This is a genomic window from Ensifer sp. GW821-FHT05G01, assembly GCF_059419585.1.
The window spans coordinates 358,044-372,271 of sequence record NZ_JBWKSC010000006.1 but is presented as its reverse complement, the minus strand read 5'-3'; the positions used below and the strand labels follow the sequence as shown (position 1 = coordinate 372,271).

Annotated in this window: 13 protein-coding genes; 5 read left to right on the top strand and 8 right to left on the bottom strand. The window is 53.5% G+C overall.

All coding sequences use genetic code 11. From position 1 onward, the window contains the following. Window positions 1-50: 50 nt before the first annotated feature. A complete protein-coding gene (locus AC07UR_RS17615) occupies window positions 51-593 on the bottom strand; it encodes a hypothetical protein (RefSeq protein WP_209790915.1) in 543 nt (180 codons plus the stop codon). 579 nt (window positions 594-1,172) lie between these two features. Between AC07UR_RS17615 and AC07UR_RS17610 the strand changes: the two genes are divergently transcribed. After that, entirely contained in the window at window positions 1,173-1,694 is a 522-nt protein-coding gene (locus tag AC07UR_RS17610) for a hypothetical protein (RefSeq protein WP_209790916.1), read from the top strand. A 112-nt stretch (window positions 1,695-1,806) separates the two neighbouring features. Here the strand turns inward: AC07UR_RS17610 and AC07UR_RS17605 are convergent, their stop codons facing one another. Beyond that, window positions 1,807-1,953 (bottom strand): peptidoglycan-binding domain-containing protein, encoded by a 147-nt coding sequence (locus AC07UR_RS17605; protein ID WP_234941894.1) that lies wholly within the window; start codon window positions 1,951-1,953, stop codon window positions 1,807-1,809. 355 nt (window positions 1,954-2,308) lie between these two features. Between AC07UR_RS17605 and AC07UR_RS17600 the strand changes: the two genes are divergently transcribed. Both AC07UR_RS17600 and AC07UR_RS17595 read left to right on the top strand, forming a co-directional pair. Beyond that, window positions 2,309-3,133: an Ivy family c-type lysozyme inhibitor gene (locus AC07UR_RS17600; protein WP_209790917.1), complete on the top strand. Its 825-nt coding sequence runs from the start codon at window positions 2,309-2,311 to the stop codon at window positions 3,131-3,133. After that, a complete protein-coding gene (locus tag AC07UR_RS17595; protein WP_209790918.1) occupies window positions 3,079-3,813 on the top strand; it encodes a thermonuclease family protein in 735 nt (244 codons plus the stop codon). The genes AC07UR_RS17600 and AC07UR_RS17595 overlap by 55 nt, the downstream gene beginning before the upstream one ends. A 1-nt stretch (window position 3,814) precedes the next feature. On the opposite strand, the gene AC07UR_RS17590 is transcribed toward AC07UR_RS17595, so the two are convergent. From AC07UR_RS17590 to AC07UR_RS17575, 4 genes are read right to left on the bottom strand one after another with little or no spacing between them, the layout of a single operon-like run. Continuing rightward, window positions 3,815-4,846 carry an OmpA family protein gene (locus tag AC07UR_RS17590; protein WP_209790919.1) on the bottom strand — a complete coding sequence of 344 codons (1,032 nt, stop codon included), beginning with the start codon at window positions 4,844-4,846 and terminating at the stop codon, window positions 3,815-3,817. Continuing rightward, complete coding sequence (locus AC07UR_RS17585) at window positions 4,840-6,312, bottom strand: hypothetical protein (RefSeq protein WP_209790920.1); 1,473 nt, start codon at window positions 6,310-6,312, stop codon at window positions 4,840-4,842. The genes AC07UR_RS17590 and AC07UR_RS17585 overlap by 7 nt, the downstream gene beginning before the upstream one ends. Next, window positions 6,312-7,130: a hypothetical protein gene (locus AC07UR_RS17580; RefSeq protein ID WP_209790921.1), complete on the bottom strand. Its 819-nt coding sequence runs from the start codon at window positions 7,128-7,130 to the stop codon at window positions 6,312-6,314. The genes AC07UR_RS17585 and AC07UR_RS17580 overlap by 1 nt, the downstream gene beginning before the upstream one ends. Next, window positions 7,131-8,564, bottom strand: coding sequence for a hypothetical protein (locus AC07UR_RS17575; RefSeq protein WP_209790922.1), 1,434 nt, complete (start codon window positions 8,562-8,564; stop codon window positions 7,131-7,133). Window positions 8,565-9,140: 576 nt separating this feature from the next. Between AC07UR_RS17575 and AC07UR_RS17570 the strand changes: the two genes are divergently transcribed. Beyond that, window positions 9,141-10,568: an ATP-binding protein gene (locus tag AC07UR_RS17570; RefSeq protein WP_209790923.1), complete on the top strand. Its 1,428-nt coding sequence runs from the start codon at window positions 9,141-9,143 to the stop codon at window positions 10,566-10,568. Window position 10,569: 1 nt separating this feature from the next. After that, window positions 10,570-11,331 carry an HNH endonuclease gene (locus AC07UR_RS17565; RefSeq protein WP_209790924.1) on the top strand — a complete coding sequence of 254 codons (762 nt, stop codon included), beginning with the start codon at window positions 10,570-10,572 and terminating at the stop codon, window positions 11,329-11,331. 204 nt (window positions 11,332-11,535) lie between these two features. On the opposite strand, the gene AC07UR_RS17560 is transcribed toward AC07UR_RS17565, so the two are convergent. Both AC07UR_RS17560 and AC07UR_RS17555 read right to left on the bottom strand, forming a co-directional pair. Further along, a complete protein-coding gene (locus AC07UR_RS17560; protein WP_209790925.1) occupies window positions 11,536-12,822 on the bottom strand; it encodes a hypothetical protein in 1,287 nt (428 codons plus the stop codon). A gap of 216 nt (window positions 12,823-13,038) precedes the next feature. Continuing rightward, window positions 13,039-14,094 carry a helix-turn-helix domain-containing protein gene (locus tag AC07UR_RS17555; protein WP_209790926.1) on the bottom strand — a complete coding sequence of 352 codons (1,056 nt, stop codon included), beginning with the start codon at window positions 14,092-14,094 and terminating at the stop codon, window positions 13,039-13,041. Between the last annotated feature and the right edge of the window lie 134 nt (window positions 14,095-14,228).

Below are 14,228 nucleotides of genomic sequence, written 5' to 3'. Positions count from 1 at the left end.
GCAATCTCTCGCGGTTTACCGTGAATGCGCCCCGTTGGCGGATTTTTATGCTAGTCGCGGTTCCAAAGATCGGCGGTTATCCGCGCATCGTATGTTCCCAGCGGAGCAAGCTCGGTGTACCGTACTCTATCTGATGGAAGGACTGGTATCGATCTGCGGTGCCTTATCAGCGAAACCTCGCCAAAGTAGGCTGAATAGCTACTCTCCTCGGGCCGCATCGGGACCGCTATCCACGCCGGGCAGGCATTCCATCGTTGCGCTAAGCCGTCAACGGCCTCCCAGATGATTGCGGTTATTTCGTCCTGGGATTTGCCTTGGGCTTGTAAGGCACGCTTCTCAGCTTCGTTGAGCTTTACGGCGTTGTAACATTCGTTCAAATTTCCATCCGCCCGGAACTCATTTCGAGATTTAACGGAGATAATATATCGTTTCCCGGATAGTTCAGCGATCAAGTCGGCGAAGGGGAAATTGGTTCCCAGGTTTAAATTCCGCACTTCTTTGTATCCGGCTGCCTTCAAACATTCTTCCGCCAGGGTTTCTCCTAAGCGCCCAAGTTTAGATGTTCGTTCTGAGCGCAATATTGACGGCATCATGCATCTCTCCCACTTTTGAAATTCAGCGTAGCGCAATCGTCTCACTTCATCCGTAAAACGTAATATACATTGAGCAACCAGTCAATAGTCTGGTTTATATAGCAAAAAATAGGCGTTTTTTTACTTCGATAAATCTTAAAAGATGATTATATATTTTTATTGTTATTATTATTTTGAATCGCTTTTTGGCTTACTTCCTGGCACGTTAGCAAGCCGGACCCTGCCGCCGACCTATTACACAGAGCGCCTTTATGTCCTGTGAAAGGACACTGAATCTACCCGGCGTCCATTTCGTCGCCGGTCGGGGTGCGGTTGGTTTTTTGAAACCAGAGGGAGACGACAAGAGTGATTGGTACGGGCTCACGATGAAGAAACCGCAACGTCCTTGTGTTCACAGTAAGGTTGCACCGGTTCCTCGATCTTCTTTCCCAAAGGGCCAAAGTGATTGGCAATCAGGCCGACTGGCGCGTGACCATGAACACGTATGTCGACATCGCAGTAATGTTTGTCGACATACGATTGACGGGCGCTCTTGGAGTGCGTATATTGGCCATACTGCTAATTTAGGGGGGTGAAAACATGCCGGAAGATAGAACCGTTAAACTGACATTTCGCCTGGATGCCGATGTCCATAATGCAATCTCTACTTTGGCATCGAAAGCGGGCTTTGAAACGAACTCGTTTATTCAACAAATACTCACAAACTACGCCATCGAATATGGTGGGATGGCTGACACAAACATCAAGAGACTCCTCGCATCCCAGGAAATAATAAACTTGACGGTTAGTCTTGCCAGAAAACTATACGGCGAGGGAAAATTCGATGAAAATTTCGTCCTGAAGGTTTTCCAGCACGCGATGGATGATCCTCAGTTTCTTGCGAAATATGAGCGAGCCATCGACGGCAAAGCGTATGATGTGGGCGTACCTGGAAAGACGCCTCTGAACATGTACCTTGGATGGTACATTAAAAATGCTGTTGGCGCAGAACCACAACTTCATACCGACGGCAAACCTCGGCGCGTGCAAGTGAAGAATGAGCCTATTCAAAGCTATACGCTTTTGAAGGAAGGCAGCGGTCCACACCACCAGCATTTTTGATGAGTAGCTTGGGGGCTCGGCACGCTGAGCCTCCGGACGTATTATGCAGTGCAGCCTGCTCGGCTCGATCCGAACGCAAATCAATGCGATTTTGGCCCGATGGTTCCGTCCGTCAATTGGCCGTGATATTTAAAGCATTGAGCACTTGTGGCGTAATCGTACCGGTGACCTTTAAACCGTAGTCCTCCTGCATCTTCGCCAGCGCCACTTTCGATTGGGGTCCAATTTTACCGTCGATGACGCCCTTGGTAATAGCCATAGAGGCTCAGGGCGTTTTGAACTTGAATGACGATTTGCCGAAACTTATCGGAATTCCCTGGAAGAACCTTCGTTTCCTGCGTTTGCGGAACTGGAGGATAATAATTCGGGTCGGAATCCGTTGAGCTTGTATCGGGCAGCGCCTGATACGTGTCGGCTTGATTAGTGTTCGGCACCAACTGATACGTGTCGGGTTAGGCTTGATAAATCCGTCGTGTCGGTATGACCGGCGTCGGGTCATATAGCGGCAGATTTCGCGTGACGTGCAGCCAGTTATGCGAGAGAGCTGCGAGTCATAATTGCTTTTGAGACCTTACAATAGAATACACAGACCCCGATATTTTTGGATACCCAAAATGCCAAAATCTCCCTGGCTCGCACTGGTTGCTGCAGTGCCAATGATTGTTTACGCGACGGTTGCCAGTTCGTCTCCCTTCGCAATGACCCTTTTCGGCCACCAGGTTTCGATCTCTCCATCTGGCGACCAATTTAAACTTGAGATTGATGAACGCGAAGTTCTTCGCAACTATTACCTCGACCTCGATGAAATTTACGTCATTAATGGCACACCTACCGTGGTGGGAACATCGTCGGGGGGCGGAAACGCATGCGAAGGGGCTCCATTTATTGTTTCCTTTCCGCGAAACGAATCCCCTCGTCTCGATGGGCCGTTGGACACTTGTTTTGGTGTCAAAGTGGAAGCGTCTGATATCGCCTTGACGTTATCGACCGCTCCCACTCCGAATGAACCCGGCAAACGGTGGACATGGACGCCGTCTGACGGCATCAAAGAAGCGGAGAACGCAGCTTTTGTTGCCGACGTATCGAAAGGGTGGCCTCAACTACGGGAGCGAACCGCCTCTCACCCCGCAGACCTGCTCGGCTATGCAGAGCTGAACGCCGAGATAACTCGATTGGCAGGACCCGACGCTAAGCTGGTGAATGACATCTTGATGGGTGTTGGCTCCGGCAAATATGATGGCGATCTTTTTGTGGGCACCTCTTGTTCCCGCCACATGTGCCTAGACCAAGAAGCCATCGTCATCGCGGATATCCCTCACAAAACCATGTACCTCGCTTGGAAGCCGTCCGGGCAGAAGATTAAGGTGAATCCGGAGGTCAAGTCATGGCCGGAGAGGCCAAGAGCAGCGCTTCGAAACTGGGCGGCGAAGTGGAAGTGATCATAAACAGCATCGGAGGCCAAGTGAGGGCTTTAATCTTCGGGTCGCTCATTGTCGGGCTATATACGTCTGCGCTCCAAGCATCTTCGAGCATCAGAGTCGTCGACGGCGACACCGTGGAGGTTTCCGGCGTCGTCTATCGTCTTCACGGTATCGACGCTCCCGAGGCAGGACAAAAATGCAATTCTGCAAATGGAAAAGCTTGGGCTTGCGGGCAGGAAGCGATAGCAGCGATGGAAGCTCTTGTTCTTGGCAAGGACGTCTCGTGCGACAATCGTGGCCAAGATGGTTACGGTCGGACCATCGGTGTTTGCAAGATTGGGTCCACGAACCTCAATGCCGCCATGGTCCAGACCGGACACGCATGGGCGTTCCGCAAATATTCAGAGGACTACGCGGACCTGGAAGAAATCGCTCATCAGAACCACGTTGGCATCTGGCAGGCGGAGACCGAAGCGCCTTGGGATTATCGCGCCCATAAATGGGACGTTGCAAAGCAGGCCGCGCCCGACGGTTGCCCGATCAAGGGCAACATTTCAGGCAACGGTCACATCTACCACGCGCCCTGGTCACCTTGGTACGGGCGCACGAAGGTCAGTATCAAACAGGGCGAGCGCTGGTTCTGCACCGAGAAGGAAGCCGTAGAAGCCGGATGGAGAGCGCCCTTTTGGGGGCGCTGACTTACGGGGTTACAGTCGCATTGCGACTGCGGATGCGGATTTCGATACGGCGGCGGGATTTCACATCGCCCGCTTGCCCAGTTGTTAGGATATCTCCTGGGAGCACCAGCTGAGCGGCTGACATCGGCAGTATTGTGGCGTTCTTGAGCTTGCCGTCAGCCTTCAAGACATTCGCCACTGCGATTGCCCGCGCCAGGCCAAGGCCAGCATTGTCGGCAGGTAGAACACTCGAAATGGGCTTCTTGCCAGCGAGCACGTCAATAAAGCTCTGATCGAGGTTCGAGGTACCACGTGAGATTGGCTGTTCGTCGGTATGGCCGATGACTTCGATAACATCGACATCGTATGTCTGCAGACTCGTTGCTATCTTGTTCGAAATCGGCCCCCGAAGCTTTTCGTCGAAAGGACCCGCCAACTCCGCACTTCCGGATTGGAAGTAGTATCCTTCGGCTTCGCTCAGATTGATGATGGGCGGCCACTCATGCGGTTTGGATTGAGCCTGTTTCTGCTCATTCTCCAAGAGGGCTTTCAATCGCTCTGCAAGAACTTTGGCGTCTGTGGTCGAGAGACCACTGTCTTTCAAGACAGCCATTGTTTTTTCAAGTTCGTCCGCAGCTTTTTGAAGTGCGGCCATCTTCTCAGCCGTGACGCCTTCTTTCTTCAAAAGCTGGAGTTCGGTATTGGCATCGACAAGATCGCGCCATTCCTTTTCGAATTTGGCACGATCAGCTGGAATGAGACTGACAGACCGGAGCTGGTTCTCCAGTGCAGCGAGCTTGTCCCTCAGTTCCTTCGCGGCCTTTTCAGCCTGTTTGTCCTTTGTTTTGAGGGAAGCGACCTCAACCTTTGATTTGAGCAGATCATCCTGGGCAAGCCGAGTTTTAGCTCGTTCAGCATTGATGATCGCCGCCGCCACGAGGAGAAGGCAGAAGACCAGCAACAGCATGGACTCGGCCATCGTCAGGCCAAGGATCAGTCCGCGATTGTATCCCTTATGCTCCAGCTTCGTGGCCGGTTCCGCGTAGTCTACCATCTCCAAAGCTTCCTCGGTTCAGGCTGCTCGTCCGCCGCCTGGGACGTTTCCGCCGTCTGCACATCCGACGCTAGGAATGCAGGCTCCGAAGGCGGAGTTTGGACCGATGGATGGCCGTCGAGGATGATGGGATCACCCTTTGGCTCTGTCACAGCCTCGATCATTGTGCTCGTTGCGTTTCCAGGCGCTGCAAATGGCGTCGCCTGGAAAAGATCAGGGGCGTCATGCCGCTGGGCCGTGCTCTTGGTGCTCTTTTCCAGCGTCGTCGTCGCGTCGCCGATTTTAGCGGATGCCTTATCCAAAAGATCAACTGCGCTTCCGACCCTTTTCGCAATCCCGTTCAACGGCTTGAGTGCGAGATCGATTTTATCACCGACACCTTCGAACACTTTGAGCGAGGCTTCGATCTTGGCAGGTACCTGATCCATGGCCTGGTATCCCGCACGCATTGCTTCGGGGAGCTTGTCCAACGGTTTCAGGGATGCGTCCAAACGTTCCGGGAGCCGATCCAGCGGAAGCAAGGCCTGGGTCATTCGGTCGGCCTGCTCTCTCGTATTCGCGGCCGTTTCATCAAGCCGTTTTGACTGTAGTGCTGCCATATCGGCAATGGCAGAAAGAACGGGAGCCAGTTCGACCTTAATCACGTCCTCTGGAAGGCGCATAGCCGCCAGCCGCTCGCCAGCGGCCTCGACCTGCCCGCCGAAGGACGCAATGATACCAGTCAGGCTTTTTGACGTCTCGTTGAGCTTAGCAAGGGCAGCTTCGGCCAGTTCGTTGTTGGCCTTGACGCGATCTTCGACGATCTTGTTGTTGGCATCCATGATGACGGCCAGCTTTTCCGCAGCTTCCTGGATCGGACGTATTGCCTCCCTGGAAACGGCCTCGATAGCCTTCTGGACCGCTTCGCCGCTCTTCTCGGCCTGACGAGCGATTTCCTCAAAACCCTCGGAAAGCATCTCGCTGCTCGTGCGACGATAGCTGGAGAACTCGCGGGCCGATGAATCGAGTTCGGTTCTCACCCGCCGTGTCATCTCGGCGAGTTCGTGGCGAACGCTTCGCTCGATATCCAGTGGGTCGCGGCGCATCTGATTGAACAGAATGCGCAGCGTAATGCCGACGATTGTCGACGTGACCGCGATACCGAAGTTTCGGACGATGTCGTCGATGGATGCCTCACCGGAAAACCTGTAAAGCGAAACGCCGAGACTTGAGAGGGTATAAAGAAACCCCATGTAATAGAGGTTGTCCCCCGCCTGCTCGTTGTGAAGCCTCAGGCCGTTGGCGACAAAGGAGAGCCCGAAGTAAAAAAGCATGAGGCAGATCGGGACCGCCGTGACCACATAGGTATTCCATTCCAACGTCTTGGCCGTCCAAATGAATGCCATGCCGCCGAAAGTCAGGGCGGCGAAGACGAAAATCGGCCCCTTGTGACGGACGAACGCCTGCAGTTGCTCCCGGGTAGCCATTAGTTCATCCCTTCCAGCCGGGTGAATCGCTTCATCTCTCCGTCGTTGCCCCTGATCCAAGCGGTCCAGAACTCGGCGATTTGCATCGAGTCAAATTTCAACCCAGGTCTCTGGAACTCCAAAAGTCGGATTTCCGTCCCGTTGAGCGCGGTACGAAACTGGTCGCGAGCTGGAGATTTTTGGAATTTCTGGAAGTCAGCTCCGTCTGCGTACATTGAAAATGCGCTGGTGTGCTCGATCAGGTCCGAGGCAACGACCATTTCTTTTGGGATGTCGCGATACTTCGGGGAACCAAAAATGTTCAAGTTGATGTTCTGGATGCCCGCCATGATCGGCGACTGTTTGCCTCCAGTCCCATTGCCGATCTCCCCTGCGATCTCATCCAACGGTTTCTGAAAGCCCTTTTCCCACCGCTCCCTTGCCAGGCGTTTATTCCCGGTGATGTCGTCTTCACTTGATCCGTCCCCAGGGTTGCAGCCGCTGAAGGTCTGGCCAAGCTCGCCTTGCTCATCCGTCAGCGCATACACCTCGATGAGACCGCCCTCGGGGACTGATTTGACGATATCTTGGAACTGATTGCGCAGATCGAGCGCCGTGACATCGGAAATAGGGTCGGTGACATCAAGAAGTACCGCCGTGATCGCCTTCGGACCGGTCTCGGGGCACATCGTTACTTTGTCCAACTTCGGCTTGGAATTGGCCTCTGCCTGGAACCAGAAAAATGCGCCCACCAACCCTATAGAACAAAGGCCAAACAGGATCGTCCCGATAATCAGCCCGGTATTGCTTTCTGAGCTACTTTGTCTGCGTCTGGCCATTTATGTCCCCGGGAAAATAGTATCGAGCTGGTGATAACGGTCGATGGCAACTGAATATGCCTCCCCAATCCGTTTCACCTGTTCTGTCAGCTCTTGTTGATGTTTGTTGATTTCGACAGCGAGTTCCTGATCGTTCCATTCTTCATGCACGTGAGGCACAGCATTCAACCGGTCCATATTGTAAGTCGTTCCGAAATACTTTGGCTCCGGGCTCGTCCGTGATTTTCGGTTCGCTTCACGATAGATGGTCAAAAGCGAGTTGGCGGCCTGCTCAAGCTGGTTTTGATGTCCGTTGAACAACGAGATCACACGAGCGCGGTGGGCAATCGTTGCCTGGAAATCTTGACGGCGGTTGCTAAGCTCCCGGATGATATCGTTGACCTTGTTGTTATGGTCGTTACGGATGTCGGTAAGATTTTCGATCAGCTGATCTTTCCGGCTCCTGTAGCGAGTACGCTTTACGTTGCGCTGCTTCTCTGTCGATGCAAAGCCGGGGTATGGATCAGTCATCAGGCAGGCGTCAACGAAGGCCACAATTGAGAACAGGAGGCCAAGCCCGAGAAGCAACCATGATTTCAGGTCAGCCAACCCGGCAGGATTCGTTCGCAATCGTTCCATAACTGCGGTGCTAGCGCCTTCAAAACTCACCTCAGCGATTTCACGGTAGTGCGCGAGCGCCAGGTTGATGCCGACAGCAACGACGACATACGCCGCGAAGGTGAGATAGCCGCCTAACTTGAACACGATGGACCGATGCGCGAGAAGTTTGGAACAGGCAAGTCCGAGTGCGAGTGCATACCCGATGTTTACGACGGCAAAGACAAACGCTTCGATGATGCCCCCGACCAGACCCTGCGAACTGCCTTCCCCAAGAAAGTTGCCGTTCATCACGGTTTCGATCAGGACCAGGAAGACGATAACCGAAACCTTGAATGCCCACATTTCCGGGCTGGTGATTTTCGCGGCACGTTCCAGATTGTGTTTTTGCTTGAATTTAAAGAGCTGGTTTTCGGCGACAATCATATCGTCGCGAAGGACGTGAAGCTCGTCCTCGCCTCTGACCGCCTCTGCCTTGAAGTCGGAGAGGCTACTTGCGTTTGCGCTGCGTATGAGACTGAACTGTCCCTGGAAATCCAGGCTCTTCAAACGGTCAGAGAAATGATCGAACCGATCTTCCAGAAGTTGATAGGAAGCCTTTTTCTCGGCTTCGACCTTTGCCACGATCCGTTGCTCTGTATCATCGAGCGCGCGGGCAGATTTTGGCGGCTGGTTCGCGGAGCCGCTCTCGGTTCCACGCTCCACAAGTTCGAGGGTTCGGCTGACCTTCTCGACTTCGATAATCGGAAAAACATCGGTCGTAGACCGAAAATCATGATTGGACTCTCGAACTGTTTCCCAGAGCCGATTCAGTGCTTCAAATCGAGGAGTGGCCATGTTTTCCAGAACTATTGTGGTTACCACAGGTTATAGGTAGCAAGTGAGTACCGCATAGATTGTTCGGGGTCCAGAATATGGTTTCGAAAGGGTTAACTGAGATGAAAGCGGCGTCCCTAGCAGTTTCGACCCGTTCAGAACCGCGTAGCAGAGCCCTCTGGCCGACGCACTGGAGCCAGCTGATCCCATCTTGATAATCGACCTCGGGAGGAGCCGACTTCTCCATGTTGGAGGGTGTAGGTTACCTATCGGTTCCGTCGGGTGCTGACGTGAAGGACGTGACCGAGGAAATCCGGGCAGCGCTTCGTCCTGTTTGAGCCTAACTCGCGGTAATTTCAAACGTCGCAATTGCCGGTTTTCGGGCCTTGGCGTCCAATAACATGCATTATCGGTCACCAGCAGGTGATCTGAAGTTGCATGAGGCAGCGGGCGGACAACCACCAAAAGTAAAGGCACGAGGCTGATTCGTCAGCACCCAGCAGATGGTCGAAGACCAACCCCAGGAAGTAGATTGACGAAGTCTACTTAAGCGTGTTCTCTACGCCCACAGCCAAGGTTCCTTTGAACATATTCAACATGCAGATTACCAGCGTATCGTTTGAGCGAAATGAAATACCCGAGCATTTACAGCTTAGAGAACCCGGGTCCGATGGGAAGCGCAACACGTTCACCGTAATCAACGGAGAGAATGGATCCGGAAAAAGCGCCCTCCTCCGCATCATTTCAGATGCCGCGCTCGGCTTAGAGATCAGCCATCAGTACCGCTCGCGGTCGAAGAACATCGGTATAAAGATTGAAGGTAAGGTCGCGCGGACAATCGCACTGTCCGGCACACACAATGATCGCTTCCCTCAGAATTCTGGAGTTGAGCTTCAAACACGCTCGAACAAATTCGATCTCATGCAATTCTACTATTACGGGCCGAAGCAGTCCGGCAACTATACATCGACGAACAAGGCATCTGCGACTACCACTCACGCTCTCCTTTCCGGCGCGCGAAAAGACAGCAACGCGCTCGCCTCCCTGACCCGGCTCCTTAGTTATATGGGCTTCGACGCGTGGATAAAGGTGAGCTTGACGCCAGGCCCACGGTCTCAAAGAATCCTTCCGGAGCGTTTCGAACGGCTACGGTCTCATATTGCCGAGTTGAGCAGCGACTTATTTCTGACTCCGAAAGTCTCCACGAGCGTTTTCCAAACCCTTGAACAACTTATTGTTTTATCTCAAGAAAATCAGCGTCTCAGTCGAGAACTACAAAGCCTGAAGTTGTCGTACACGTTCGACCCACGATCTGGCACGACGACCAGTGATGGCGAACCTCCTTTGCTGGACATCCTGCAGTCGTTTCAGCTTCCGCGAGAAACTCTCATCGCAGATTTTATCGTACTCGGCCTTCTGCGGGCGAGTCTGAGCGTTCGGAAAGATCAAATCGAGTACCGTCTTGACGAGCTTAGTTCAGGTGAATGGCAGCTCTTCTATTCGTTGGCGAACCTCATATTGAACGTTCGAAACAACAGCCTGATTTTGATCGACGAGCCTGAAAACAGTCTGCATCCAAGGTGGCAGACAGAATATCTGGGGCTTGTCAGGGACCTCATCAAGCACGCGGAAGGTTGCCACGTTATAATTGCGACCCATTCGCCATTGATCGCCGCGTCATTACTTCCATTTGATGGCAATCTTGTCCGAATGAGCCGGAGAGATCCAAAGGCTGGCATTCAAGCCGCTTTGGACGACACGGCCTACGGATGGCTGCCGGGCGACGTTCTTAAAGAACGGTTCGAGATGGGGTCAGTCCGTCCGCCCGAAATCACGAAGGCCGTCAATGAGGCCTTGCGACTCATCAAAGAAAGCAGCCGCCCAAGAAGCGAGCTTACGGCAGCGGCTCGCAGAGTAACGGCTCTCCGGAGGCATCTGCCGATACATGATCCCCTTCTGCCGGTGATGGATGCCATCGTTGAAATCGCGTTCCCGGAAGGTATCAAATTGAGCCCCACGGTTTGACATGGCAAGCATTGAACAAGATACCGTAGACCAGGAAATCCAGGATCTGTTCCAAACCGCGACGGACACGGGATGGGCTTGGAAGAACAAAAAGGCAAAGCCCGCCAAGGATGCCCTCCGGAAGGCACTGTTCGCTGCGCAAGGAAATCGATGCGCCTACTGCCGAAGACGGATCAAAGATATGCTGGGTCATTCGGAACTGGATCATATTCTCCCAAAGGAGAAATTTGGTAACGAGGATAGATGGACGTCAAATAACGTGGCGGATCGAAAGAACACCGGCGGATACGAAGCCTTCACTTTCGAGCCCTTCAACCTCGTGCTGACTTGCAAGCCGTGTAACAACGCAAAAGGGACATACGATTGTCGCTCAGATCGGAGCGGCGAGCCGTCCCCAGCATACGTTGTTGGAGATGAAGAATACTACGAATGGATTCATCCCTTCGTCCACAACTACGACGATCACATCACCCTGCTCAAGGACCTGATCTACCAACCGGCGAACGGCTCAACCAAAGGAGACGCTGTGATCACAGCGTGCTCTCTGGAATCAGTTGGAGCTGTCGAGCGCAATGCGTGCGAATTGAAGGTGAAAGAAGCTAAAACCATAGCCAAAGCATTCATGCTGTTGATGGAAGAACACGAGTTCCATAGCTGGGATGCTTTGGTAGCAATCGTTCATAACCAGTTTCCTCACGAAACAGTTGAGAAAATCCAGGAATCAGGGACTTTAATAAAAGAGTTTTGGGAGGCGCAGATTTAGCGACTTATGCTGGTCGCGAAATCGGCTCGATAATCATGGCTTCGGAGACGCTAGCTCGCGCTGCACTTGTCGATAACCTCCTTGGTGAAGGCACCGAGGTAAAGGGTTTGTGACTTCCTAGTAAGGCTCCCGCCACGGGAAGAAAATTCGACGCAGATAGAGGCCCTCCGAAAAAGAACCTGGATTGAATACTGCCGGTCCACCTTATTCGTTAGCAGAAGTCTGAGTGCCGGTCTTGGTACGATGAATTCTGACCAGTCGATCCTGAAGGGGCCTCAAGATCTGCCCAAAAGCAACGCGGAACGGTGCGGGTACCTTTTGGATAATCTCGGCGGTAACGTCGACAAATCGTTTGATCATTTCCTCGCGGATATCCTGCGTGACGGCGGGATTGGTCCAAATTTTCTCGATCAGGTGAGCAAACTCTTCAAGAAGCCTGACCCAATCCTCTAGCCCTAGCTGCCTGCTGTCCATAGTCCCCCAAGCCCGGGTAATCGCATCTTCGATATCGCGCTCGAATAGACGTTGAGCGGACACCTGCATAAGGCGTCCAATGCGGTCGGTTGTTCGTGCGTATAGCTCCGAGTCGCCAAGCCTGTGCGTGGCGGACCATGGCATCGCCGTAACAGCAGGCAGATCAACCGTCGCAGGTACTTCCTTCCCGGCGACAACATCCACAGCATAAGTCTTGCAAATTGGCTCATCGCTCGCAAACGGCCAAGTCACGCCGACACCGAAGGCGTCAAACAATTCTGCGTAGAAAAGCAGTCGCCCTTCTGTTGGGTCTCCGACCAGCGCTAGACGATGTGTAACTAATCCCTCCGCTTCGATCCATTTTCTTTCGGGCATAAAGAAGAAGGTGTCTGGCGGCAGATTGGGTGTAGCAAGGTCGAATTGTTCGACATACGAGCGAAAATTCGGCGGGGCTTCCAAGCCGTGATGTTTCGCAAAAATCGCGGCAGCGGCGAATGTCCAAGGGAACAGGATGTTTGATCCCATCTGCATCTTTAGATGCAACGGTCCATCTGGCCACCGGTGATCGGTGACGGCATGTTTCATTGCCTCATCAATGTCGAAGCTTGGATGCTTCTTTTTGATCTTTCCCAAGAGGATTCTAGCCTCCTTGAGAGTCCTCGCCGCGATCTTAAAGTGTGTCTCGTCCCCTACTTGCTCCTCGACAAATTCATGGCGATGAGGCGTCAGATGCTCGCCAAAGGTAAAGACGTATTCTTTGCCATCCTGCGCCTCCATCCTCGTCGCGATTGCTGACTTCGAACGGTCGGCCGTCCCACCGATCAAGTTCATGATCGCTTGGAAGGCTTCGATTAGCGGATAGTCGAACTTGTCATCCAATATGCCATTTCCGCAGCGCGAAAGGATGCCCTTTGGCTTTAGGCGTCCGCCAAGGGCACTCGGAATTACGTGCGCCCTAGAGTCGGTTTCAGGTGTGATCTGATCGCCGGTGACGATGCAATAAACTGGTGCCGACATGGCGTCTCCTGCTGGCATGTTCGTCACGGACGATATGGGGAGCGGCGTATAGAATCCTACTAGACGGAGAGCCTTAGGATGACGGTAGGCGGAAGACATTTTGGTGCTCGCGTAGTCGAGCAGCTGGGAGCGACCATGATCCGAGCCCGGCTCGATGATTCATCGTGCAGGAACCGCGCAAGAATGCGCGACGGCAATGGTGCGGGCGGTAGACCGCTATTCGAACGACAGGCGCAGCTTCAAGTCGGCCTCCTGCGTCCCAAGAAGCTCACTTGCATGAGCGCTATCGATGAGCTTTTCGCTGTACGCACGGAGGCAAAGCCTTTCAAACCGTCGCGGCTGTTCATAGTCTTCCGGCATGCATTCGGGTTCCTTGAATGGAGGAGTTCGCCATCCTCGTTCAGCGAAGACTTTGAACAGCCCCGCAAAAGTCGCCTCAGAGATGATCCCCAGCTCTCGGCACCGATACGTCAATGCCTGGATGCTTACCCCGTAACGACGCTTCAATGCCGCAAGCTCGGCCAGGCTAATGGTCGACCGCTTCGAGCCCACCTCCGCGCGAAGCATATCAGCTGGTAGCAGCAGCGCTCCCGCAAACCGGTGCGCTGCTTTTTCCGAGTTCAAATCCTGTGCGACCGCCAGCACCATGTGGCCCAATTCATGGGCCATCGTGAACCGTTTTCGTTCCGACCAGGTGTTTCGCTTGACGACGATAACTCGCGCAGGGTCACGATCTCGCCGAGGCGCGTGGGCGGCGAGCCCGTCAATGTCGTCAAGATCGACAGACAAGACCTTAATCCCTCGCTCTTCGAGCAGTTCCGCGAGACGCGGAATCGGATCGTTTCCCAGACTCCAAGCCTCTCTGACTGATCTTGCCGCGTCTTCCGCGTCCCGAAGGTCATTTACAGGGAATGGAACACCGCGTGGTTTCTCCCAATCCGTGCTTTCCAATCCAAGGATCGCTTCGATCTCAAGGTAGTGCTGCAGCAGAGTAATGGCCTTAGCCTGGACGGACGCTTCTTCCTTCGCAGAGTTCATGCCCTTTCGAAAGTCGACACTTTCAAGGGTGAGTTGCTCCTCGCTCTCAAGATGAGCAATGCTGACACCTAAAGCCGCTGATAGGGCCTTCAAAACCGGCCGACTGGGAACGTCCTCACCACGTTCGTACTTGCCGATGGCCTGGGGGCTGACCAGGCCCGCGATGCGCTCAGACAGCTCCCGAAGCGAGAGCCGCATCGCAGCTCGGGCGATCCGCAACCTTGAGCCAAGCATCACAACTCCCAACTCGCCAGTTTATAACTGGGGATTTTTATGCCTTTTTGTAAACCACCTCTTGCGGTCGCCAGTCGGCAATACAATATCACGGATAGTTAAGGCCAAGTTAAGGTGGGCGATTGGAAACCAGA

Excerpts from the sequence above, each read along its gene's own strand:
- AC07UR_RS17570 (WP_209790923.1), top strand. The coding sequence starts at position 9,141 with ATGCAGATTACCAGCGTATCGTTTGAGCGAAATGAAATACCCGAGCAT.
- AC07UR_RS17615 (WP_209790915.1), bottom strand. The coding sequence starts at position 593 with ATGATGCCGTCAATATTGCGCTCAGAACGAACATCTAAACTTGGGCGC.
- AC07UR_RS17610 (WP_209790916.1), top strand. The coding sequence starts at position 1,173 with ATGCCGGAAGATAGAACCGTTAAACTGACATTTCGCCTGGATGCCGAT.
- AC07UR_RS17580 (WP_209790921.1), bottom strand. The coding sequence starts at position 7,130 with ATGGCCAGACGCAGACAAAGTAGCTCAGAAAGCAATACCGGGCTGATT.
- AC07UR_RS17560 (WP_209790925.1), bottom strand. The coding sequence starts at position 12,822 with ATGTCGGCACCAGTTTATTGCATCGTCACCGGCGATCAGATCACACCT.
- AC07UR_RS17595 (WP_209790918.1), top strand. The coding sequence starts at position 3,079 with ATGGCCGGAGAGGCCAAGAGCAGCGCTTCGAAACTGGGCGGCGAAGTG.
- AC07UR_RS17555 (WP_209790926.1), bottom strand. The coding sequence starts at position 14,094 with ATGCTTGGCTCAAGGTTGCGGATCGCCCGAGCTGCGATGCGGCTCTCG.
- AC07UR_RS17565 (WP_209790924.1), top strand. The coding sequence starts at position 10,570 with ATGGCAAGCATTGAACAAGATACCGTAGACCAGGAAATCCAGGATCTG.
- AC07UR_RS17575 (WP_209790922.1), bottom strand. The coding sequence starts at position 8,564 with ATGGCCACTCCTCGATTTGAAGCACTGAATCGGCTCTGGGAAACAGTT.
- AC07UR_RS17600 (WP_209790917.1), top strand. The coding sequence starts at position 2,309 with ATGCCAAAATCTCCCTGGCTCGCACTGGTTGCTGCAGTGCCAATGATT.
- AC07UR_RS17605 (WP_234941894.1), bottom strand. The coding sequence starts at position 1,953 with ATGGCTATTACCAAGGGCGTCATCGACGGTAAAATTGGACCCCAATCG.
- AC07UR_RS17590 (WP_209790919.1), bottom strand. The coding sequence starts at position 4,846 with ATGGTAGACTACGCGGAACCGGCCACGAAGCTGGAGCATAAGGGATAC.
- AC07UR_RS17585 (WP_209790920.1), bottom strand. The coding sequence starts at position 6,312 with ATGGCTACCCGGGAGCAACTGCAGGCGTTCGTCCGTCACAAGGGGCCG.